This is a genomic window from Mycolicibacterium parafortuitum, assembly GCF_010725485.1.
Taxonomy (GTDB): domain Bacteria; phylum Actinomycetota; class Actinomycetes; order Mycobacteriales; family Mycobacteriaceae; genus Mycobacterium.
The window spans coordinates 2,349,290-2,372,383 of record NZ_AP022598.1; the positions used below are offsets into that span (position 1 = coordinate 2,349,290).

Genomic DNA, 23,094 nt, shown 5'->3' on the forward strand with positions numbered 1-23,094 from the left:
GCCTGCGCGGTCAAGCGGGCTTGAGGCCGGGTGGCAGGACCATGGCGCGCACCAAAGCGGTGAGTTCCTCGGCAAGTTGGGGACGCTGACGCAGCTGCGGGTCCTGGGTGACGTCAGTGACGACGCCGATGGCGGCCTGGGTGAGTGCGCGGGCGTCGGCCTTGGAGAATCCGCCGGACAGTTCCTCGATCGCCTCCACCCATTCGGCCATGTACTCGCGTTGCGCACCGCGTAGCGCCTGCTGCTCCTCCTCGGGCAGGTACAGCAGGTCGGCGGCAAGGATCTGCATGATGCGGCCGTAGGGTCCTACCGCCTGCCGGATGTAGGTCTCGATCAGGGCGTCGAGGGTCTGTTGCGGAGTGGTCGCGTAGGCCAGCGCATCCGCGGTGACATAGAGCAGCCCTTCGGCGCCCCGTTCGAGGACGGCGCGCAGCACCTCGGTCTTGCCCGTCACATGCTGGTACAGCGTGGCCGTCGACATCCCTGACTCGCGGGCGATGTCGTCGATGTGCACGTTGTAGAAGCCCTGCTCGTTGAACAGGCGCGCCGCGGCGTCGATGATGCGCTCCCGCCGTCCCGCGGGTTGACGATGCACCGAAGTCGCCGGTGCGGTGGCCTCGGGATCGGTCTCGGGCAGCTCGCACTCGATGAGGGCCCACGCCACCGCGGTCTGGATCTCCTGCAGCCTGTCGGCGGCCAGGGTGCCCCGGATGTCGGGGGTGTTGGAAAACATCGCCAGCACGGCGAAGCCGAGGAGGTCAGCCCGCCGGCGGCCGAGTTCGGGCTTGACGGCCAGGATCCGCACCGCGATGCGTTCGTAGGTGTTGGCGAAATGGCCGCGGAACACGTCGCGTTCCGAGGGCTCCAGGTGCCGCTGCTCGCGTCGCCACAGGGTCGCTTCGTTGCCGTTGACCGTGAGTTCCCCGAACCCGGCGAGCAGCAGTTGCAGGTGCTCTTCGGGCGTGGTTCCCTCGTCGGCGACGACGGTGCTCAGCTCTTCGACGAGGCGGACCTGACTCATCAACGCATGCACCAAGATCTCGTGCTTGCCCTTGAAGTGCCGGTACACCGCCGGGCCTGTCAGTCCGACGGCTGCACCGATGCGATCGATGCTGACGTTCTGATATCCGAACTCCTGGAACAGGTCTGCTGCGGCGCGGGCGACCTGCTCGGTGCGATGGTTGCCGCGCGCCGACTTGCGAAGCACAGCCCGCACTGTCTCCACACGCGCTGCTGTCGGTTGCGGCATCTCGTTTCTTCCCACCGGTCGGGCCATGCATTCAGTCTCGCATCCGCGCGGCGGGCGGATCGCCGCTCCGACACAACGGCGGACGGCCGCGCTCCCCCGTGCGCGATGTGCATATTACCTATTCACTATCACCATCATCGATGCAGCTTATAGTGTGTTGACCGGTAACACATGCTGGAGTTATGGTTCACTGATCCCGCTGTTCAGCGTCCCCCGGCCCGAGTCGGGGGATCGTTCAGCGATCGTTTCCGGCCGCAACCGGGTCGACCACACGCGTGAGGGACGTCGCCATGAGCCATTACAAGAGCAATCTTCGTGACATCGAGTTCAACCTGTTCGAGCTCCTCGGACGCGACCGCGTTCTCGGGGAAGCGCCGTACACCGAACTGGATCTCGACACCGCGAAGTTCATTCTGCGCGAGGTGGAGCGGTTGTCCCGCGAGGACCTTGCGGAGTCCTTCGAGGAGGCGGATCGCAACCCTCCGGTGTACGACGCGTCGGCGAAGACCGTCACGGTGACGCCTGCGTTCGCCGCGGCGTACAAGACCTGGATGGACGCCGAGTGGTGGCTGCTGCGGGTTCTTCCGGAACTGGGGGGAAGCAGCACGCCGAGTTCCCTGAACTGGGCACTGGCGGAGTTCGTCCAGGGCGCCAACCCCGCGTTGTGGACCTATGTCGGCATCCCGACGGCGGCCCGGGTGATCTACCGGCACGGCACCGAGCGTGACAAGCGGATCGCCCAGATCGCCGTCGACAACCGCTGGGGTGCCACGATGCTCCTGACGGAACCGGATGCGGGTTCGGATGTCGGTGCGGGACGGACGCGCGCTGTGGCCAATCCCGACGGCACCTGGAACATCCACGGCGTCAAGCGGTTCATCACCGCGGGCGAACACGACCTGGCCGACAACATCCTGCATCTCGTGCTGGCCCGCCCGGTGGGCGTGGACGGCGTCGGGGGACCCGGGACCAAGGGATTGAGTCTCTTCCTGGTGCCGAAGAACCACTTCGACCTCGAGACCGGTGCGCTCACCGGCGAGCGAAACGGCGTGTATGCCACCAACATCGAGAAGAAGATGGGCATGAACGTCTCGACCACGTGCGAGATGGCCCTCGGCGAGGAGACCCCCGCGCGCGGCTGGCTGCTGGGCGAGGTGCACGATGGTATCGCCCAGATGTTCGATGTCATCGAGGATGCCCGGATGATGGTGGGCTCCAAGGCCATCGCGACACTGTCGAGCGGTTACCTCAACGCGCTGGAGTACGCCAAGCAGCGCGTACAGGGTGCGGACCTGGCACGTTCGGCGGACAAGTCGGCGCCGCGCGTGACGATCACCCATCACCCGGACGTCCGCCGGTCGCTGCTCACGCAGAAGGCGTACGCCGAGGGGATGCGTTCACTGATCCTCTACACCGCGGCATGGCAGGACGAGATCGCGATCGCGATGACGGCCGGACAGGACGCGAGCCTGGCCGAATCGGTGAACGATCTACTCCTCCCGATCGTGAAGGGCTACGGGTCGGAACGGTCCTGGGTGATCCTGGGGACCGAATCGCTGCAGACCCTGGGTGGCTCGGGCTATCTGCGTGACTATCCCATCGAGCAGTACGTCCGCGACGCCAAGATCGACACCGTCTACGAGGGCACCACCGCCATCCAGGCGCAGGACCTGTTCTTCCGCAAGGTGGTTCGGGACAAGGGCCGCGCACTCACCCACGTGCTCGGCGAGATCGCCGCTTTCGCCGGCTCGCCGGATCCGGCCGGGGACGTCGCCGCCGAACGTGCGCTGCTCGCCGGCGCCGTCTCGGATGTCGAACAGATCGTCGCGAAGATGACCGGCGATCTCGCCGCCACCAAGGACGACGCCACCGCGGTGTACCGGGTGGGTCTGAACGCCACACGGTTGCTATACGTCCTCGGGGACGTGGTGGTGGCTTGGCTGCTGTTGCGCAGCGCTCGTATCGCCGAAACCGCGTTGGCGCAGAATCCGAGCGCTGCCGATGTCGCGTTCTATCGCGGAAAGATCACCGCGGCAAGGTTCTTCGCCCGTGAGGTGCTGCCGGGTGTCGCTGCCCAGCGTGCGGCGGCGCTGACGGTGGACAACTTCGTCATGGACCTCGACGAAGGCGCGTTCTGAGCTGTCACGAGCCACACGACGAGAACGCCGCAGCCGGTGATACCGGCTGCGGCGTTCTCGTTTCGATGATGTTCGGGGACTAGGCGCCGTCCCTGACGATGCAGAGGGCGTCGACGGCCACCAGTCCGTCGGCGGTCACCAGAAGCGGGTTCACGTCCAGCGACTCGATCCAGTCATGGCCGGCCGCAGCGAGATTGCCGAAGCCGACCAGCGTCTCGGCGAGTTGCTCGAGATGCCACGGCTCCGACCCGCGGAATCCGTGCAACAGGTGCAGGTCGCGGAACTCCTCGATGAGGGACTCGGCGTCGGCCTTGCTCAGCGGTGCGGGCCGGCCGCCGATGCGCTGCAGGACTTCGACGAAGATTCCGCCGAGCCCGAGCATCACCATCGGGCCGAGTTCGCTGCGACCGTCGATGCCGATCAGCAGCTCGCCGCGGGATGCGGTCATCGGTTGCACCGCCACGGTGGGGGAGACGCCGTGCTCGGAGGCGATGGCGCGCATCCGGGCCACCGCATCGGTCAGCTCGGAGGTGCTGACGTTCAGTGCCACCGCGCCCAATTCGGTTCGGTGCGCGACATCGGCGAGCTTGACCGCATACGGCGCGGCGAAGGACGGAGCGTCGACGGCGTCGTCCCCGCCGATGATGGCATAGGAAGCGATGGGAATACCGAAGTCCTGCAGCAGCGCCATGATGTCGCGGAACGGCAGGAACCTGCTGCCGTTGCCCGTGTCGGTGATCGGAGTCGCCGGGCACGCCACCGGGGCCGGTGCTTCGACCGCGTCACGAGCTGCCTGACGGGCCCGGACGAACGTTCCCAGCGTGTGCAGGCCACGCAGGGTACCGCGGATCCCATAGCCGAGGGCGGCGACCCCGTCGTCTCCGATCACCTCGGTGGCGAAGTCTCCCACCGCGCCTGCGCCGGCGGCGATCGCGACCGGTTTCCGGTACCGCCGTGCCGCGGCCGCGACATCGTCGATCAGCCGCCGGTACAGCGCAGAGTCGCTCCACATGTTCACGAACATCACAGCGTCGAGCTCGTCGGATCCGACATACCGGTCGACGATCCCGGTCCAGAATGTTGCCCCGAAACCGGTGGTGTCCAACGGATTCGGTACCGTGATGCCAGGAATGGTCGCGGTGACCCAATCGGTGAGGCTGTCCAGCGGGGGCAACGTCAGACCCTCGGCTTCTGCGACGTCGAACGCCAGGGACGCGAAGCCGCCGGTGCCTGCCACAACACCGATGCGCTGCAGCGGATTCCACAGCTCGGGGTCGAGCTGGCTCACCAATGCGAGCCGGTCGACCAGTTCCTCCAGGTCGTAGGCAAGCTGAATGCCGGCGTGCTCGAAGGAGACGTCGTAGGCCCACGCGCTTCCGGCCAGGGCGCCGGTGTGTGAAGCCGCCATCTGCTGGGTGCGGGCATTCCGGGCCAGTTTCACCGCGACGATCGGCTTGCCCGCGTCGAGGCAGCGGCGGGCGGCCTCGAAGAATTCCTTCGGACGCCGGATGCCCTCGACGACGAGTCCGATGGCGGAGGTATCCGGATCCGTGGCAAGGAAATCCAGAAAATCGGCAATGTCGGTGGTGGCCTCGTTGCCTGCCGAGATGAGCCGCGAGATCCCGACCCCGGTGCGCTGGCGGGCGGCGATCGCGATGCCGCCGATCATTGCGCCGCTGTGGGACACGATGGAAATGCCACCGGGTGCGGGGTGGTAGTCGGCCGACGCGGTCAGGTGCAGACTGCGGGGCATGCTGATGTAACCCAGGCTGTTGGGGCCGATGACCGCCATGCCGCCGCGCGCCGCGGCGTCGACCAGGCGCCGCTGGTACTCGGCACCCTCGGCGCCGAGTTCGGAGAAGCCCGCCGCGTAGACGACCAGCCCGCCGCAATCGAGGTCCGCGCACTCCTCGGCCAGTGCCACCGTCCGCTCCGCCGACATCACCGAGAGCACCGCGTCGATCGGGCCCGCGATGTCGCCGATCGACCGGTGGGGCTTGACCCCCAGGACCGTCTCGGCGGTGGGATGGACGAAGTGCACTTCGGCGTCACTGTGCAGCGTCGGAGCGATGAACTCGGCCACCGGTGACTTGTCGCTCAACCCCACGACAGCGATCGTCTTGGGATTCAGGAGCCGGTCGAGAGCGCTGGCGGCGAGGGTCATGGGTCTGTCCTTCAATTACGATCTGTGAACACTGATTATGTTAGTTCATCCGTGAAACTAGCGGAATAACCAGCAAAAGCTATTTAAAGTTAGCAGCGACTATGTAGCATCCTTTGAACCGGCGAGATCGGGTGCCGGACGGCGAGCAACTTCGGAGGATCAATGGCGAGAACCGAGGCGTTGGCGAAGGTCGAGGACATGTACGTCAACGGGTTCCCCGACCCGGCGACGGCGACCGTGGAGCAACTGCGGGCGGCCTACGACGACCTGCTGCTCCAGTTCGCGCTTCCCGCCGACGTCGAACCCGTCGAGGGAGTCGCCGGTGGGGTTCCCGTTCTGTTCGTGACGGCTGCCGGGGCGACCCGGGACAAGGTGCTCGTCTGGTTCCACGGCGGGGGATACGTGCTCGGCAGTGCCCGGGGGTTCCAGGAACTCGGTCACGCACTCTCCCGCACGTCCGGTGTGACGGTCGTCCTGCCGGATTACCGGCGCGCACCGGAGAACATGTTTCCCGCCGCCGTCGACGACGGTGTCGCGGCACTCGAGGACCTGGTGTCGACCTACGGTGCCGCCGACGTCGCGGTCGGCGGTGACTCCGCGGGCGGCGGCCTGACCCTGGCGGCGCTGACGGTCCTGCGCGATAAAGGTGTGCCGCTTCCGACATCGGCGGTCCTCATCTCACCTCTGCTGGATTTCACCGCCAGCGGCGGAAGCGTCGACCTCTACGACGGCAAGGACGTGGCGGTGTCCCGCGGTTCGATCGCCAATCTCAAAGAGGCGTACCTGCAGGGCCATGACCCGCGTGACCCCCTCGCGTCACCGGTCTTCGCCGATCTCGGCGGTCTTCCGCCGTCATTGTTCCTCGTCGGATCCGCCGAGGTACTGCTCGACGACTCCCGCCGTGCGGCACAGTCGATGTCGGCCGCCGGCGGCGCCGCGGCGGTCTCTCTGTACGACGACATGGTCCACGTGTGGCCGCTGTTCTCGTCGATCCTGCCCGAGGGGCTTCAGGCCGCGGACGAGATCGGCCTGTTCGTCCGTAAGCCTCTCGGCCTGTAAGCCACCACCGTCCGGGCAGCGCTGTCACGGGTCAGCGCCGGCCTGACCTTGCCCTGGTTGCCTGCGGGCAGCCACCGGGTCGATTCGTGCTGCCCGAATACGGATGCCCCCGAACCTCCTCCTGTTCAACGACGAAAGGAAAAGATGGAATGAGAGCAACACTGTCGGATCGGAGACCGGGACACAGATCCCGGCTGTGGCGCTATCTGGCTTCGATGCTGACGGCCTGTGCGCTGCTGGCAGGAACTGCGGTTCCTGCGGCGGCGGCCGAGCTGATGCGGGTGACGTTCGTGCGTCATGGTCAGTCGCTCGGAAACGCCTCGGGCAGTATCGATTCGTCGACACCGGGACCGGTGCTCAGCGAGCTCGGCTATCAGCAGGCCGAAGCCGTCGCCGGCCGGCTCGGTGACAAGAATTTCGACGGCGTCTATGCGTCGTCGATGGTCCGGACCCAGCTGACGGCGGCGCCGATGTCGCGGTATCTGGGGCTGCCCATCGTCGTGCTGCCGGGTCTGCAGGAGATCGAGGCCGGCATCTACGAGGGGACGCCCGAGAGCGAGGCGTCCAGCGGATACATGCTGGCGCCGCTCGCGTGGGGGCTGCAGGGCAACCTCGACGCGCGCATCCCGGGCTCGATCGACGGCCACGAGTTCGACGCCAGGATGAAGGGGGCGTTGAAGGAGATCTACGACAGCGGAGACCGCAATGCCGTCGTGTTCTCCCATGGCGCCGCCATGATGTTCTGGACGTTCATGAACGTCGAGAACCTGACCGCGGCCCAGAAGATGGAACTGCTGAGGGCTTCGCTGCGTAACACCGCGGACGTCGTGATCGAGGGGAATGCCGAGGACGGCTGGACGCTGATCAGTTGGGACGGGCGCGAGTTCAGTCAGCAGCGCACCTTCGGCGCGGAGATCAAACTGCACCAGCGGACGTTGCGGCAGCAGCTCAAAGCGGTGTCGCAGTCGATCCGTGCCGCGTTCGCCTCGAAAGATCCGGCGACCATTGCCACCGCGCTGAACCAGGGCATCAGCGAGGCGAAGTTCTCGATGATCAAGTACCAGCGCGCCGTGCGTGCGGAGCTCATCGAGCGCATCGGCAAGGCCCGCCCGACGGCCACGTCCCAGACTGCGGTCACCGCAACGACATCGACGGCCGGAGTTCAGCCCGCCGGTGCGACAGCGGCGGCCCCGGTCACCGACAACGAGGAACCCGTCGCCGACAAGGCGTCGCGCAAGCGCGATTCGTCGGCCAGAGACGACCAGCGCCGGCCGACGGTCTCAGACGATTCGTCGTCCGAGATCGAGGACGTCGTGGACAGCGCTGCTGCCGACGACCGCGATGAGTCGTCGCGCGAAGCCGACGAGGCCGCCGAAACCGAAGCCGAGAGCGACATCTCAGCCGAAGAGTCCGGTACCGAGTCGAACGAGAAGTACGGTACCGAGTCGGACGAGAAGTCGGACACCGCAGAGTCAGCTGCGGACTCCGCCCGGGACACGGTCTCCAGCGACAGCTGAGCCGTAACCGCGGCTGAATGACGAAGGCGCCCAATCACCTCGGTGATTGGGCGCCTTTCAGTCTTCAGGAACCGGGATCAGGCTCCGGCTGCAGCGTAGATCGGGAGCAGGTCGGTCGCGGCGTCGGCCAGGAACTTCGGATCCACCAGGAGATGCTGGGTGGCCACCTGCATGTCGCGCACGTAGCGACCCAAGGTGCTTGTGCGGCTGATGCTCTGGCTACCGCTCCACCGGTGAGCGAAGCCGACGATGCTGTCCATGGCCTCGTGGCTCCAGGCCAGCTGCTGACGCATCCGGGCCATCTGTTCGGCGGTGCGGGTGTGACCTTCCTCGACGGTGGCTTCCGCGGATTCGACCAGGTCGTAGAACGCGAGCCGGACGGCGTGCAGCAGCGCCTCCATCCGGGCGAACTCGATCTTGAAGATGTCCGCCTCGCCGATCGGGCCTCCGTAGTTGGGCCGGAACTTCTTGACGGCCACTGCGGCAAGCAGTTCCAGGGCGCGGGTGGCGATTCCGAGGACCACGGGCACGTGGGGCAGCGGGCCGACGAACTCGTTGGACAGCTTGTAGATCGTCTCCGAGCGGTACGGCGTGCCGCCGAAGGTGACGATGGTGTGCTCGTCGGGCGCGAACTTCTTGTCGACCCGGTAGTCGTGGCTGCCGGTGGCGCCGAGACCCCAGACATCCCAGTTCTGCTTCAGATCGACCTCGGACTTGGGGAACATGGCCACCCGGGGCTGCGGCTGGCCGTCCTCGCCGAGGATCGCGTTGCCGTCCTCGTCGGCGACGAACACCCCGGCACCGATCCAGGTGGCGTGGTCGGATCCGCTGGCGAAGTTGAAGTTGCCCTCGACGATCAGCCCGCCCTCGACCTGTGTGGCCGGGTAGCGGGGGAGCAGCTGCCCGGCGACGCGGAAGTCCTCGTCCCGGCTCATGAGGTCCTTGGCCACCTCAGGCTTGATGTACCCGAGCACCTCGGCGGTCGACCAGGAGGTCGCCATGAACGCCCATGCGGTCGACGCGTCGGCCTTGGCCATCTCCTCGTAGACCCGCAGGCCCTCGCTGGGCAACAGGCCGCCGCCACCCAGTTCGGTCGGCACCAGCATGCGGTGCAGATCCTGCTCGGTGAGCGCATCGCGGACGGCGTCGCTCAGCGTCTGTGCCCGCTCCATGCCCTCGGCCTCGGCCCGGATCAACGGGGTGATGGCGCGAACCCGTTGCAGGTAGTCGCTCAACCGGGTGCCGGTATCGGGCTCGCGGGTCAGCATTTCCGTCATGTCCAGGCCTTTCTACAGGGGTTCGACCACTACTCACGTCCATCCTCAAACCTGAGGCTATGTGACTAAGGTAACGAAATTAATGCTAATGTCAAGTCTAAAGCTAGCAGGCCAGAACCGTATTAGCAGGTCACCAAGACTGAAATGAGAACTAACGATGTATCTGACGCAGGCACTGCACCGGGCGGTGCAGCAGACACCCGACCTGCCCGCCACCGTGTTCGGTGAACGTGTCCGCACATGGGCGCAGAGTGCCGACCGCGCCGCCCGTCTGGCTGCCGCGTTCCACGGCCTCGGCGTGCGGGGCGGCGACCGGGTCGCGATCCTCGCCCAGAACTGCGACGACTACCACGATTTCCTGTTCGCGGCGCCGTGGGCGGATGCGGTCGCGGTACCGGTCAACACCCGCTGGAGCGCACAGGAGATCGCGTTCTCCCTGCAGGACTGCGGAGCCGTCGTGCTGGTCATCGACGACGCCTTCCTGCACATGGTCGACGATCTCAAGGAGTTGGCCCCCGGCGTACGGGCCTACATCCATTCGGGACAGCGACAGCGGCCCGCCGATGTCCACGGTTTCGAGGACCTCATCGCGACGCACGCGCCTGTCGAGGACGCGCGCCGCGGCGGGGATTCGCTGGCCGCCATCTACTACACCGGCGGGACGACCGGCACCCCGAAGGGCGTGATGCTCAGTCACGCCAACCTCATGGCGGCGGCGCTGGGCGCACTGGCGACGGGGCAGTTCCTGGCGCCGCGTGGACGGCTGCTGCACAGTGCGCCGATGTTCCACCTGGCCGACGGTTCCGGCTGGCTGGCCCGCAATGTGGTCGGCGGCAGCCACGTCATCCTGCCGGGCTTCACTCCGGAATCCGTCGCGGACGCCGTGGAGCGCTACCAGATCACCGATATGTTTTTGGCCCCGACCATGATTCAGATGCTGGTCGATTCTCCGGCGGCGGCCCAGCGGGACCTGTCCAGCCTCAAGCACCTGATTTACGGGGCCTCACCGATCTCGCAGGCGGTGCTGGAGCGGGCGATGCGACTGCTGCCGCAGGCGAAACTGTTGCAGGCCTACGGCATGACGGAGTTGTCGCCGACCACAACGGTATTGACCGCCGAGGACCATCTCGATCCGGAGTTGCTGAGATCGGCGGGCCGGGCCGTGCCGATCGCGGAGGTCAAGGTGGTCGACGAGGACGACAACGAGGTGCCGCCGGGCACTGTCGGTGAGGTCGCGGCGCGCGGACCACACGTGATGCTCGGCTACTGGAACCGGCCCGAGGAGACCACCCAGGCACTGCGTGGCGGCTGGATGCACACCGGAGACGGCGGCTACCTCGACGAGCACGGCTATCTGTTCATCGTCGACCGGCTCAAGGACATGATCGTCTCCGGTGGCGAGAATGTGTACTCGGCCGAGGTCGAGAACGCGCTGGCGCAGCACCCCGGCGTGGCGACCTGCGCGGTGATCGGGGTGCCGGACGCGGACTGGGGCGAGCGGGTGCACGCCGTCGTCGTGCTGCAGGACGGCGCATCCGCCACCGCCGAGGAACTGAGGGAGCACTGCGGCGCGCTGATTGCGCGCTACAAGGCTCCGCGCAGCGTGGAATTCGTCGACGCCCTGCCGTTGACCCCGGCCGTCAAGATCGACAAGCGTGCGCTGCGTGCGCGCTACTGGGACAGCGAGTCGCGCTCGGTGAACTGATCAGCGTGCGCAACGCAAAAGCCCCCGCCGTGTGGCGGGGGCTTTTGTCGTTGTGCAGCTAGCTCTCCAGCGAGGCCGGCGGCGTGAAGCGCTCGCCGTAGCGGGCGGCAAGTTCCTTGGCACGGGCCACGAACGCGGCCTTACCGACGCCCAGCGGGCCCTCGTAGCCGACGATGTACTGCGCCGAGCCGCCGGTCCAGGCCGGGTACCCGATGCCCAGGATCGACCCGACGTTGGCGTCGGCGCTGGTCTTCAGCACGCCCTCGTCGAAGCACTTCTGGGTTTCCAGGGCTTCGGAGAACAGCAGGCGGTCGATCATGTCCTGCAGCGGGATCTCGGTCGATCCCGAGTTGAACGTCTCCTTCAGACCCGGCCACAGACCGGCCCGCTTGCCGTCGACGTACTCGTAGAACCCGGCGCCCTTGAGGCGCGACGGGCGACCGAGCTCGATCATCTTCTCGACGACGAGTTCACCCGGATGCTGGACGTAGGTCGTGCCCTCGGCTGCCGCTGCGGCCGCCGATGCGATCGAGATCTTCTGCAGCAACTCCAGATTCAGCTCGTCGAGCAACTGCAGCGGAGGTGCCGGGTAGCCGGCCTGACCGCCTGCCTGTTCGATGCTGGTGGGAGCGATGCCCTCGCCCAGCAGCGCCATGGCCTCGTTGACGAACGTCCGGATCACCCGGGAGGTGAAGAAGCCGCGGCTGTCGTTGACCACAATCGGGGTCTTCTTGATCGCCAACGTGTAGTCGAACACCCGGGCCAGCGCCTCGTCAGAGGTCTTCTCGCCCTTGATGATCTCCACCAGCGGCATCTTGTCGACGGGGCTGAAGAAGTGGATCCCGATGAAGTCCGCCTGACGCTTCACGCCGGTCGCCAGACCGGTGATCGGCAGAGTGGAGGTGTTGGAACCCAGCAGCGCGTTCGGCTCGACGATGTCCTCGATCTCGCCGAACACCTTGTGCTTGAGGGCTTCGTCCTCAAAGACGGCCTCGATCACGAAGTCGACACCCTTGAGGTCGGCGGCGTCCGCGGTCGGGGTGATCTTGGCGAGCAACGCGGCGGACTTCTCTTCGGTCGTCTGTCCGCGGCCGACCGCCTTGGCCTCGATCTTCTCCGAGTAGGCCTTGCCCTTCTCGGCGGCCTCGATGGTGACGTCCTTGAGCACGACGTCGTAGCCGGCCTTGGCCGACACGTAGGCGATACCGGCGCCCATCATGCCCGCGCCCAGCACGCCGATCTTGGTGATCGGGGTCGTGCCGATGCCGTCGGGGCGCGAGGCACCACCGCTGATGGACTGCTGATCGAGGAAGAACGCCTGAATCATGTTCTTCGCGGTCTGACCGGTCACCAGCTGCACGAAGTAGCGGCTCTCGATGCGCGACGCGGTGTCGAAGTCAACCTGCGCACCCTCGACCGCGGCATTTAGGATGGCCCGCGGCGCGGGCACCGGGGCACCCTTGAGCTGCTTCTTCAACGTCGCCGGGAAGGACGGCAGGATGGCCGCCAGGCCGGGGCTGCTCGGCGTGCCGCCGGGCATCTTGTAGCCCTTGGCGTCCCACGGCTGCACCGCAGCGGTCTCCGGATTGCCCTTGAGCTCTTCTCTTATCCATGCCTTGGCGGCGGGCACCAAATCCTCCACGCTGCCGACCAATTCGTCGACCAGACCGATGGCCTTGGCCTTGGCCGGGCTGAACCGGGCGCCGGTCGACAGGATCTCGGTGAAGGCCTTCTGCACACCGAACATGCGCACGGTGCGGGCCACGCCGCCGCCGCCGGGCAGCAGGCCCAGGGTCACCTCGGGCAGGCCGATCACCACGCCGCGCACGTCGGCGGCGATGCGGTGGTGGGTGGCCAGCGCGATCTCCAGGCCGCCACCGAGGGCGGCGCCGTTGATGGCCGCCACCACCGGCACGCCGAGGGTTTCCAGCCGGCGCAGATCACGCTTGGTGGACTCGGCCAGCTCGAACGCCGCGGCGGCATCCCCGGGGCCGAGCTTGATCAGACCCTTGAGGTCACCACCGGCGAAGAAGGTCTTCTTCGCGCTGGTGAGTACCACGCCGGTGACCGATTCCTTTTCGGCCTCCAGGCGATTCACCGCGTTGTGCATCGACTCGCGGTAGTGGTCGTTCATCACGTTGGCCGACCCGGTCGGGTCATCAAGCGTCAGGGTGACGATGCCGTCGGCATCCTTGTCCCACTTGATGGTGTTCTCTACTGTCATTTTCTTTTCGACCTTCTGCTCTTATCTAGACGCGCTCGATGATGGTGGCCACGCCCATGCCGCCGCCGATGCACAGCGTGATCAGGGCACGCTTGGCGCCGCGGCGCTCGAGCTCGTCGACCATGGTTCCGGTGATCATGGCGCCGGTGGCGCCCAGCGGGTGGCCCATCGCGATGGCACCACCGTTGACGTTCAATTTCTCGTCGGGGATGTTCAGGTCCTTCTGGAACTTCAGCACCACCGACGCGAACGCCTCGTTCAGTTCGAACAGGTCGATGTCATCGACGGTCAGCCCGGCGCGGTCGAGCACCTTGCGGGTCGCCGGGGTGGGGCCGGTCAGCATGATGGTGCCGTCAGCGCCGCTGGTGGCGGTGGCCACGATGCGGGCCCGCGGGGTGAGGTTTTGAGCCTTTCCTGCGTTTTCTGAACCGATCAGCAGCAGTGCGGCGCCGTCGACGATGCCCGAGCTGTTGCCGCCGTGGTGGACGTGGTTGATCTTTTCGACCGTGTGGTACTTCTGCAGCGCAACCTCGTTGAAGCCACCCATCGCGCCGATATCGGTGAAGGCGGGCTTGATCTTGGCCAGGCTCTCCAGGGTCGTGTTCGGACGCATGTGCTCGTCGCGATCGAGGATGACCAGACCGTTCTGATCCTTGACCGGCACAATCGATTTGGCGAAGTAGCCGCCCGACCAGGCTGCGGCCGCACGCTGCTGGCTGCGCACCGCGTAGGCGTCGACGTCCTCGCGGGAGAAGCCCTCCATGGTGGCGATCAGATCCGCGCCGATGCCCTGCGGCACAAAGGAAACCGCGTAATTGGTCTCCGGGTCGTTGGCCCAGGCGCCGCCGTCGGAGCCCATCGGGACCCGACTCATCGACTCCACGCCACCGGCGAGCACCAGGTCGTCCCAGCCCGACCGCACCTTCTGCGCGGCGGTGTTGACGGCTTCCAGGCCGGATCCGCAGAACCGGTTCATCTGCACACCGCCGGTGGTGTCGGGCAGCTTGGCGGCCAGCACGGCGGTGCGGGCCAGCACGGCACCCTGATCGCCCAGCGGGGACACCACGCCCAGGATCAGATCGGAGATCATCGTCTCGTCCAGATCAGGGAACCGGATTCGCATTTCATTGACCAGACCGACGACCAAGCTGATCGGCTTGACCTCGTTGAGGGCGCCGCCGCGTTGCTTACCGCGCGGGGTACGGATCGCCTCGTAGATGAACGCTTCTTCAGACATGTGTGCTTCCTCGGGTGATGGTGTAGTCCGCCAGGTTCGGCTGGGACGTGCGGACAAAGTAATCGGGAACCGCCCACGGCGAATTGGTGACGACGCGGCCCTTGCTGTTGCGGTAGTAGTTCTGTACACCGTCCATGGCGTAGACCATGGCGTCGTTGAGGTTGTCGAGGTCGCGGTTGTAGTCCTCGAACGGTTCGGGCCGGCATTCGACGGCCGCGACGCCGTCGCGCACCATCTGGGTCAGCATCTCCACGACGTAGCGCACCTGGGCCTCGGCGATCGTCAGCCAGCTCCCACCCGGGGGATTGGTGTTCGGACCGTAGAGGAAGAACAGGTTCGGGTATCCCGGCGCGGTGATGCCGAGGTATGCCCGGGCGTTGTCGTCGCTCCAGGACTCCCGGAGTTCGACGCCGTCGCGCCCGCGCAGTTCCATCGGGTACAGGTAGCGCTGCTGCTGGAACCCGGTGCACAGGATCAGCATGTCGACCTCGTGCTCCTCACCGGACGCGGTCACCAGGGTGCGTTCGGTCAGGTGATCGATGCCCTCGGCGACCAGGGTCACGTTGGGGCGGCGCAGGGTGGCGAACCAGCCGTTGTCCATCAGCAGGCGCTTGCCGAACGGGGGGTACGCCGGGGTGCACTTCTCGATGAGATCCTCGCGGCCCTCGAGCTGCTCGCTCAGGTACGCGATGAAGCTCCGCCGGTAGGCGTCGTTGAGCGAGCTGACCAGCTTGCCCTTCTCCGCCGCCTTCGGGTCCACCCGCAGCGCGGGGTAGTTGCGCTCGGTGTAGATCCAGTAGAGCCGAAACCGTGACCACGCCCGGTAGTACGGCACGTGGCGGTACAGCCAGTGGCGGCTGGCCGGTTGTTTGCGGAAGTACTGCTCGTTGGGGGTGATCCAGTGCGGTTCGGGTTGGACGACGACCATGTGCTCGACGTCCTCGGCGATCTTGCACACCACCTGCATGGCGCTGGCGCCCGCACCGACCACCGCGACCTTCTTCCCGCGGTACTCGGCCTCCGGAGTCCAGCGTGCCGAATGCACCACCTCGCCGGCGAAGTCCGAAAGTCCCTGGAACTGCGGGATGTTGGGGGTGTTGTGCAGCCCGGCAGCGGTGATCAGTGCCTTGGCGCGGATGGTCTCGGCACCCCCGGCGTGGCTGGTCTGGACCACCCATTCCTGGGTGTCCGCATCCCACTGGGCCCCCTCGACGGTGACACCCGTCTCGATATGGGTTGCGAGGCCGAAATGCGCGACGACGTCGTCGATGTACTGCCGGATCTCGTCGGGTTGGGCGAAGTTCTGGCTCCATTCCCGGTGGAAGAACGAGTAGGAGTAGAGGTCGTTCGGGACGTCGACGCGGGCGCCGGGATAGTTCGCCTCATACCAGGTACCGCCGACGTGGTCGTTGCGCTCGAGCACCCGGAACGGGATGCCGGCCTGCTTGAGGTGAACCGCCGCCGCCAGACCGGAGAAACCGGCGCCGACGACGATCACGGAGAAGGCGGCCTGCGCACAGGCTTCGGTGACATCCGGCGCGACGAACGGGGTGAACCCGAGCTGTTCGGCCGCCAGCGGGGCGTGCTTCTCGGTGATCGGCTCACCCATGACCGCGGTCATCAGTGTCGCCAGCTCGGAGCCTGTGGGCGCCGGATGGGCGATCGGTGTTCCCGACGACCAGTTCATGATCGCCGTGTAGGCCGCGTCGCGAACCTCGGCCGCTCGCTCCGGATCCAGACCCCCGTCGTCGAGATCCTCGAAGCCGCCGGTGGGAGCGATCGTATAGGGATGGGACAGCCACCGGTCGTCTCCGGTCAGCTGATAAAGCACGCCGATCAGGCAGGGAACGTTGGCTTCGGCCAACGCATTCCGTAGCGCCTCCGCGTCCAGGGTGGCCTCGGGGTCGAGGAGTTGGGTCATGAGATCTCCTTAGATAGGGCGACGTCTGCTCGCACAGCGTCGAGACGGTCGGCAGCGGCTGTTGCCATGGGAGTGACGTTCACCAACGTCACGCCGGCATCGCAAAGCACGGTGAGACGTTGACGTACGGATTCGGCGTCGCCGATCAGCGACGTGGCGTGCACGAGCTCGTCGGGCACCGCGGCGGCGGCCATCGGCCTGCCGAAGTCCAGGACGGTTCCAATGCGCATTGGGGGTGCCTTTCCAGGTCGCACGCGCTACCAAAGCAGCTGTCGTGACCGGCCAACGGTGAATGACTACTTCAGCAGAGACCTCTACTGAATATTGAATATACAGGTATATACGCGTCTTTTGTTAGTTCCAATTCTTATTCGCGTCGCTACGCCACGCGACAAGCAAAACGCCGGCAGGCCCGGTGGGGCCCGCCGGCGTCGAAACCGCGCGCTGTCGAAGGTGCGTCAGAGGTCCAGGACGAGTCTGTCTCCACGACTGCGTGATACGCAGATCATCATGCAGTCGTTGCGGTCCTGCTCCTCGTGGGTGAGGACGTCGTCGCGGTGTTCGGGAACCCCGCTCAAGACCGGGGTCTCGCACGTGCCGCACATGCCGGCACGGCACGACGACATCACGGGCACGTCATGCTCTTCGATCGCTTCCAGGATCGTCTGGTCGGCCGAGACCGTCAGCGTTACGCCCTGTCGAGCCAACTCGACCTCGATCGGCAGGTTGACCACGGTGTCCGCATCGGCGGTGCTTGCGCTGAACCGTTCGACGCGAAGGCTTCCCGCCGGCCACGTCGAGCACTGCTGTTCGACAGCGAGCAGCAGTGCCTGCGGCCCGCAGCAGTAGACGAGGACGTTGTCCCGGGGGGCGCCGACGGCACTCGCAAGGTCGATGAGGCCGCGCTCATCCTGAGCCCAGATGTCGACCCGGTCCCCGTGTACGGCGAGTTCATCGAGGAATGCCATCGACCGGATGCTGCGGCCACCGTAGATCAGTCGCCAGTCGGCTCCTGCGGCCTCGGCCTCGCGGACCATCGCCAGGATGGGCGTGATGCCGATGCCTCCGGCGATGAACACGTACTCAGGCGCGGGCGCAAGCCGGAAATGGTTGCGGGGCCCACGGATACGAAGGGTGCTGCCCTCCTCGACCGACTCGTGCACGTACACCGACCCACCCCTGGACCGGTCGTCGGGTTCGCGGAGCACCGCCACCCGCCACCCGCTCAGATCGCCGGGATCTCCGCACAGGGAGTACTGGCGGACCAGACCCGACGGCATGACGAGATCGATGTGCGCGCCGGGCTCCCATTCAGGGAGAGGATGTCCACCGACCTCCTCCAGCCGTAACGCAACGACACCGTCCGCGACAGCGGTCTTCTCAGCCACCACGACATCGGCCTCGTACTCCCGCATCACCAGACGCACGGTGCTGGGCTGAGGCGGGCACTCGACGTCGGTCACGTTCCCCTCCCGCGCATGGTCGCGAACGTCACCAGCTCACGGGCAGGGACTTCAGCCCGAAGATCCTGGCATCGGTCTTGAGCGGAACCTGATCCGCGGGGACTGCCACCGCCAGGCTCGGAATGCGTTCGAGCAGAGCGCGAATGACGACCTGCAGTTCGACGCGCGCCAACGGCGCCCCCAGACAGGTGTGGATGCCGTACCCGAAAGCGAGGTGGCCCCGGGCGTCCCGGCGGATGTCCAACGTATCCGGGTTCTCGAAGGTGTTCGGATCGCGATTGGCGGCGTCGAGTCCCATCACGACGATGTCGCCCTCTGCGAAAGTCGTGCCGCCGATCTCCATCTCTGCGGTCATTGAACGAGGCAGGTTGCCGATGATGTCGAGGTATCGGAGCAGTTCCTCCACGGCGGCAGGGATGAGCGAGGGATCCTGGCGCAGTTGCTCAAGCTGTTCGGGATGTTCCAGCAGCGCAAAGACGCTGAGGCCGATCATGTTGCCGGTGGTCTCGTGTCCGGCCATCAGAAGGAACGCCGCGAGGCCGGACACTTCGGTGATGGTCAGGTCGCCGCTGCGCACGTGGTTGAGCAGCAGGCTGATCAGGTCGTCGCCGGGATCGTCCATTTTCGCGACGGTGAGTTCGCCGAGGTACTGCATGACCGCTGCGACCGCAGCACCGATCTCCTCGAGCGTCGCGTCGGAGTCGAGCACCTTGCGGGTCTCCTGCTGGAACCAGTCGTGCTTGTCGTACGGAACCCCGAGGAGTTCGCAGATCACCAGCGACGGCAGGGGCAACGCGATCGCTTCCACGAGATCGGCCGACGACGAGCCGGCCAGCATGTCGTCGATGAGAGTGTTGGCGATGCGCTCCACGGTGGGGCGCATGGCCTCCATGCGCCGCGGGGTGAACTCGCGGGACAGCATCTTGCGCAGCCGTGTCTGATCCGGAGGGTCCATCGCGACGAAGAACCCGGGTATGGGCTCGTCGCCGGCGTCACCACGCGACGGGTCGGGGATGTTGCGGACGCTTGATCGTCTATCGGCAAGGACTGCGCGCACGTCGTGATAATTGGTGACGAGCCAGGCCGGGACGTCCTTGAACGACACCTTGCGGACGCTCCCGGTCTCGGCGTACTCCGCCGCGGGCGCGAACGGACATGTCCGTACGAACGGAAATGCCGGCGCCTCTTGTGAATTCGCATCCGCGGCTTCGGAACCGGCGGTCGAAACCTGCTCGCTGGTCGTCACGTTAAGGCCTTCCTCGAATGGTCGAATCACACGGTCCGGTCTACATGACATCAGTCACATGTGTGATTGGCGATAGCATCACATAGCAGATCTACCACCGTCAAGGCGTGCGCACTCCGCCCGATGTACATACTTTGCTATCGTCTATATATGTGCAGCATAAAGCGATATATGGAATAGCGATACCGGTCAGACGGCTTCATCGGATTCCTCGCGTCGCGAGTTCAGAGTTAATCGCTGTTATGTGCCAAAGGTTTGGAATGTCGGACTGGGCATCGGAAGGCGCCGGCGCGGGGTCCGGAACCCGGCGCTGCACGGCGCTGAAACGAAGAGTGGAGGCAGAACTAACCTCCTGGCCCATGGCCGCCGGTGTGAGCGGGGACTCCGCATTCCTGGCCGGGCTTCCTCGCGATGTGTAAATCATAGAACCAATATTTACAAGCGGCACACTCACCGTGGGCCGGGCTCCACGGAGGTCTGGTGCCCAGGCACTCGCCGCAGGTTCTAAAAGAGGACTCTGAACTGGGGAAAATATGTATCCGGTGAGGCTGGGAGGGCCGCACGCTCCTGCGCCCAACGTCATGCTGCTTGACGGTCAAAATTCCGGTGTGCGATGCTATCGACGATTACTGATGTGATTGAAGCCACTCCAACCTCGCGGTGTGATGGCTCTTCTGTGAAAGGGGTCGAGGTGCCGGCAAGTACGCAGAATTGCTCTTCACAATCCGCCCGCATTGAGCTCAGCGCCCCGCGCGCCGCCCGATCAGGTCAGGAGCGACGTGGTCATCGCTGAGAAAGCCGATTCGCCTCCACGGTCGCGCATGCACGACGGATTCACCGCGGTCTCCTCTGCAAAGGCAGCCAAACCCGTTCGCGCACTGGGCGATTTCTTTGCCATGGCGCTCGACACGCTGGTGTGCATACCACGCAAGCCTTTCGCGTGGCGCGAGTTCCTGGAGCAGTCCTGGTTCGTCGCCCGGGTGTCGCTGGTGCCGACGCTGATGCTGGCAATCCCATTCACCGTGCTGCTCATCTTCACGTTCAACATCCTGTTGCTCGAGTTCGGCGCAGCGGATTTCGCAGGTACCGGTGCGGCATACGGCACCGTGACGCAGATCGGTCCCGTGGTGACGGTGCTCGTGGTCGCGGGCGCGGGCGCAACGGCGATGTGCGCCGACCTGGGCGCCCGCACGATCCGCGACGAACTCGACGCCCTGCGTGTCATCGGTGTCGATCCCATCCAGACACTGGTTGTTCCCCGCGTGCTGGCCGCGACCTTCGTGGCAACGCTGCTGTCCTCAGTGGTGATCCTCGTCGGCTTGGTCGGCGGGTTCATCTTCTCGGTCTTCATCCAGCACGTGACCCCCGGCGCGTTCGTCAGCGGACTCACCGTGATCACCGGCGTCGACGACGTGATCATCTCGTTGGTCAAGGCGGCGTTGTTCGGACTATCGGCGGGTCTGATCGCCTGCTACAAGGGGATTTCCGTCGGTGGCGGCCCTGCCGGTGTCGGCAACGCGGTCAACGAGACCGTCGTGTTCACCTTCGTCGCCCTGTTCGCGATCAACATCATCGCGTCGGCCGTCGGAATCAAGGCGACGCTGTGACCGCAGGCTCTCCCAGTAGGCTGAACCCGCGGCTCCGTCGCATGGCGTCGGGGTGGGTGGACGCGCTGAGCCGGATGGGGACACAGGCGCAGTTCTATTTCCAGACCCTGGGGGCTATCAAAGACGTCCTGCTGCACTACAAGAAGGAACTGCTGCGCCTGATCGCCCAGATGAGTCTGGGCGTCGGGGCATTGGCTGTCGTCGGCGGCACCGTGGTGATCGTCGGCTTCCTGACGCTGTCGACCGGCGCGCTGGTGGCGGTCCAGGGTTACAACCAGTTCGCCGAGGTCGGGGTCGAAGCCCTCACCGGATTCGCCTCGGCCTACTTCAACGTGCGACTGATCGGTCCGGTGATCGCGGGAATCGGCCTCGCAGCAACGATCGGCGCCGGTGCGACAGCGCAATTGGGTGCGATGCGGATCAACGAGGAGATCGACGCGCTGGAGGTGATGGGTGTCCGCTCGGTCGCCTATCTGGCATCCAGCCGGGTACTGGCGGGCGTCATCGTGGTGATCCCGCTCTACTGCGTTGCCGTGTTGTCGGCGTTCTGGGCTGCGCGCTTCGGCACGATCGTGATCTACGGCCAGTCCTCAGGCGTGTACGACCACTACTTCACGACCTTCCTCAGCGGCACCGACATCATCTGGTCCTTCTTCCAGGCGATCGCGATGGCCGTCGTCATCATGCTGGTGCACACCTACTACGGTTTCACCGCATCCGGAGGCCCGGCCGGGGTCGGCGAAGCGGTCGGTCGTGCGGTGCGTACCTCGCTGATCGCGGCGGTGCTGGTCGTCCTGTTCCTCTCACTGGCCATCTACGGCCAGTCCGGCAATTTCCACCTGGCCGGGTAGATCGATGGCGCACAACAACAATCGGCGCGGCGTGCATCCTTTGTGGTGGACGGCGGCGTTGTTCGCCACCGTCATCGGTCTGGTGCTCACCTGCTCGCTGATCTTCGCGGGGACGTTCCGCCGCTACGTGCCGGTCACCCTGACCTCGGAACGATCCGGTCTGGTGATGGAGTCGGGCGCCAAGGTGAAGATGCGCGGCGTCGAGGTGGGCCGTGTCGCAGGAATGTCGGGCGGCACGCAGGCCGTCGCGCTGGCGCTGGAGATCGACCCCGACAAGGCCGGTTACATTCCCGCCAACGTCGAGGCCGAGATCGCCACCACCACCGCCTTCGGCGCCAAGTACGTCGACCTCATCTACCCCGAACAGCCCAGTGCGCAGCGGATCTCGGCGGGCGCGGTACTCCAGTCCCGCAACGTGGCGACCGAGGTCAACACGGTGTTCGACAATCTGGTCGGACTGCTCAACGAAATCGACGTCGCGAAGCTCAGCGCGGTACTGACCGCTGTGGCCGACGGTGTGCGTGGTCAGGGAGAACGCATCGGCCAGGCCACCTCCGACGCCAACGAGGTACTGCTGGCCGTCAATCCGAGGATGGACCGGGTCGGCGAGAACTGGACCTCGCTCCGGGATTTCAGCGATGCCTACAGCGCAGCGGCGGGCGACATCCTCGACACTCTCGACGCAGCGTCCGTGACCAGCGAGACGATCACCGGACGCGAGCAGGATCTGGACGCGCTGCTGCTGAACTCGATCGGATTCTCCAACAGCGGCGTCGAACTGATCGCGCCGAACCTCGACAACCTGATCAACGGCATCAACATCCTCGAACCGACGACCAGCCTCCTGCTCAAGTACGACCCGATCTACACCTGCCTGCTGCAGGGCGCGAAGTTCGCGCTCGACAACGGGGCGTACGCGAATATCGGTGGCAACGGTCGTTCTGTGGTTCAGGATGTCGGCCTGTTGATGGGCGACGATCCGTACCGTTATCCGCAGCACCTGCCGAAGGTTGCCGCCACGGGTGGACCTGGCGGCAAGCCGGGCTGCGGTTCTCTGCCCGATGTCAGCAAGAACTTCCCGGTGCGGTACCTGGTGACGGACACCGGATTCGGCACCGGACTGGACATCCGCCCGAATCCCGGTATCGGGTTCCCGGGCTGGGCGAACTACTACCCGGTCACCAAGGCGATCCCGGAACCGCCGCGGGTGCGTCATCCCGGTGGCCCGGCACCCGGCCCGGCGCCGGCGGTCCCCGGCGGAGCCCCCTACGGAGCGGCGCTCTATGGGCCCGACGGAACACCGCTGTGGCCCGGGGTTCCGGCACCGCCGCAGCCGGCACCCGTGCCGCCGGCTCCTGCGACGCCGCTGCCCGCCGAAGCGCCTGTCGCCCAAACCGTTCCAGGAACGCTGCCCGGAACGGCGCCCTGATGAGTAT

At 65.9% G+C, this 23,094-nt stretch carries 16 protein-coding genes; 7 read left to right on the forward strand and 9 right to left on the reverse strand.

From position 1 onward, the window contains the following. Positions 1-10 precede the first annotated feature (10 nt). Positions 11-1,207, reverse strand: coding sequence for a TetR/AcrR family transcriptional regulator (locus NTM_RS11170; RefSeq protein WP_435405085.1), 1,197 nt, complete (start codon positions 1,205-1,207; stop codon positions 11-13). Between the two features lie 332 nt (positions 1,208-1,539). On the opposite strand from NTM_RS11170, the gene NTM_RS11175 reads away from it, so the two are divergent. Beyond that, positions 1,540-3,387, forward strand: a complete 1,848-nt coding sequence (locus NTM_RS11175) for an acyl-CoA dehydrogenase (RefSeq protein WP_104862389.1) — start codon at positions 1,540-1,542, stop codon at positions 3,385-3,387. A gap of 79 nt (positions 3,388-3,466) precedes the next feature. On the opposite strand, the gene NTM_RS11180 is transcribed toward NTM_RS11175, so the two are convergent. Beyond that, positions 3,467-5,551, reverse strand: coding sequence for an acetate--CoA ligase family protein (locus NTM_RS11180; RefSeq protein ID WP_163766321.1), 2,085 nt, complete (start codon positions 5,549-5,551; stop codon positions 3,467-3,469). A 162-nt stretch (positions 5,552-5,713) separates the two neighbouring features. Here NTM_RS11180 and NTM_RS11185 point away from each other — a divergent pair, with 162 nt between their 5' ends. Together NTM_RS11185 and NTM_RS11190 are read left to right on the forward strand one after the other, a co-directional pair. Next, entirely contained in the window at positions 5,714-6,610 is an 897-nt protein-coding gene (locus tag NTM_RS11185) for an alpha/beta hydrolase (protein ID WP_163766322.1), read from the forward strand. Positions 6,611-6,825: 215 nt separating this feature from the next. Further along, a complete protein-coding gene (locus tag NTM_RS11190; protein ID WP_163766323.1) occupies positions 6,826-8,127 on the forward strand; it encodes a histidine phosphatase family protein in 1,302 nt (433 codons plus the stop codon). 77 nt (positions 8,128-8,204) lie between these two features. Here the strand turns inward: NTM_RS11190 and NTM_RS11195 are convergent, their stop codons facing one another. Continuing rightward, positions 8,205-9,404 (reverse strand): acyl-CoA dehydrogenase family protein, encoded by a 1,200-nt coding sequence (locus NTM_RS11195; protein ID WP_163766324.1) that lies wholly within the window; start codon positions 9,402-9,404, stop codon positions 8,205-8,207. A gap of 157 nt (positions 9,405-9,561) precedes the next feature. Between NTM_RS11195 and NTM_RS11200 the strand changes: the two genes are divergently transcribed. Beyond that, entirely contained in the window at positions 9,562-11,109 is a 1,548-nt protein-coding gene (locus tag NTM_RS11200; RefSeq protein ID WP_163766325.1) for an acyl-CoA synthetase, read from the forward strand. 58 nt (positions 11,110-11,167) lie between these two features. Here the strand turns inward: NTM_RS11200 and NTM_RS11205 are convergent, their stop codons facing one another. The 6 genes from NTM_RS11205 to NTM_RS11230 all read right to left on the reverse strand — a co-directional run bounded on the left by NTM_RS11205 (position 11,168) and on the right by NTM_RS11230 (position 19,200). After that, a complete protein-coding gene (locus NTM_RS11205; protein ID WP_163766326.1) occupies positions 11,168-13,333 on the reverse strand; it encodes a 3-hydroxyacyl-CoA dehydrogenase NAD-binding domain-containing protein in 2,166 nt (721 codons plus the stop codon). Positions 13,334-13,358: 25 nt separating this feature from the next. Beyond that, positions 13,359-14,570, reverse strand: coding sequence for an acetyl-CoA C-acetyltransferase (locus NTM_RS11210; RefSeq protein WP_104862382.1), 1,212 nt, complete (start codon positions 14,568-14,570; stop codon positions 13,359-13,361). Then, positions 14,563-16,491 carry a flavin-containing monooxygenase gene (locus tag NTM_RS11215; RefSeq protein ID WP_163766327.1) on the reverse strand — a complete coding sequence of 643 codons (1,929 nt, stop codon included), beginning with the start codon at positions 16,489-16,491 and terminating at the stop codon, positions 14,563-14,565. Before NTM_RS11215 ends, NTM_RS11210 begins: the two co-directional genes overlap by 8 nt. Beyond that, on the reverse strand, positions 16,488-16,721 hold the full coding sequence (locus tag NTM_RS11220) for a hypothetical protein (protein WP_232079686.1): 234 nt from the start codon (positions 16,719-16,721) through the stop codon (positions 16,488-16,490). Before NTM_RS11220 ends, NTM_RS11215 begins: the two co-directional genes overlap by 4 nt. Positions 16,722-16,949: 228 nt before the next feature. Continuing rightward, entirely contained in the window at positions 16,950-17,954 is a 1,005-nt protein-coding gene (locus NTM_RS11225; protein WP_104862816.1) for a PDR/VanB family oxidoreductase, read from the reverse strand. 28 nt (positions 17,955-17,982) lie between these two features. Next, complete coding sequence (locus NTM_RS11230; protein ID WP_104862380.1) at positions 17,983-19,200, reverse strand: cytochrome P450; 1,218 nt, start codon at positions 19,198-19,200, stop codon at positions 17,983-17,985. Between the two features lie 821 nt (positions 19,201-20,021). Between NTM_RS11230 and NTM_RS11235 the strand changes: the two genes are divergently transcribed. The 3 genes from NTM_RS11235 to NTM_RS11245 are packed head-to-tail and all read left to right on the forward strand — an operon-like array spanning position 20,022 to position 23,087. After that, the gene (locus NTM_RS11235) at positions 20,022-20,807 is read left to right on the forward strand and encodes an MlaE family ABC transporter permease (protein ID WP_163766328.1); all 786 of its coding nucleotides are present in this window, start codon (positions 20,022-20,024) and stop codon (positions 20,805-20,807) included. A 41-nt stretch (positions 20,808-20,848) separates the two neighbouring features. Next, positions 20,849-21,658, forward strand: a complete 810-nt coding sequence (locus tag NTM_RS11240) for an ABC transporter permease (RefSeq protein ID WP_232079687.1) — start codon at positions 20,849-20,851, stop codon at positions 21,656-21,658. A 4-nt stretch (positions 21,659-21,662) separates the two neighbouring features. Further along, the gene (locus NTM_RS11245; RefSeq protein ID WP_104862377.1) at positions 21,663-23,087 is read left to right on the forward strand and encodes an MCE family protein; all 1,425 of its coding nucleotides are present in this window, start codon (positions 21,663-21,665) and stop codon (positions 23,085-23,087) included. Positions 23,088-23,094 lie beyond the last annotated feature (7 nt).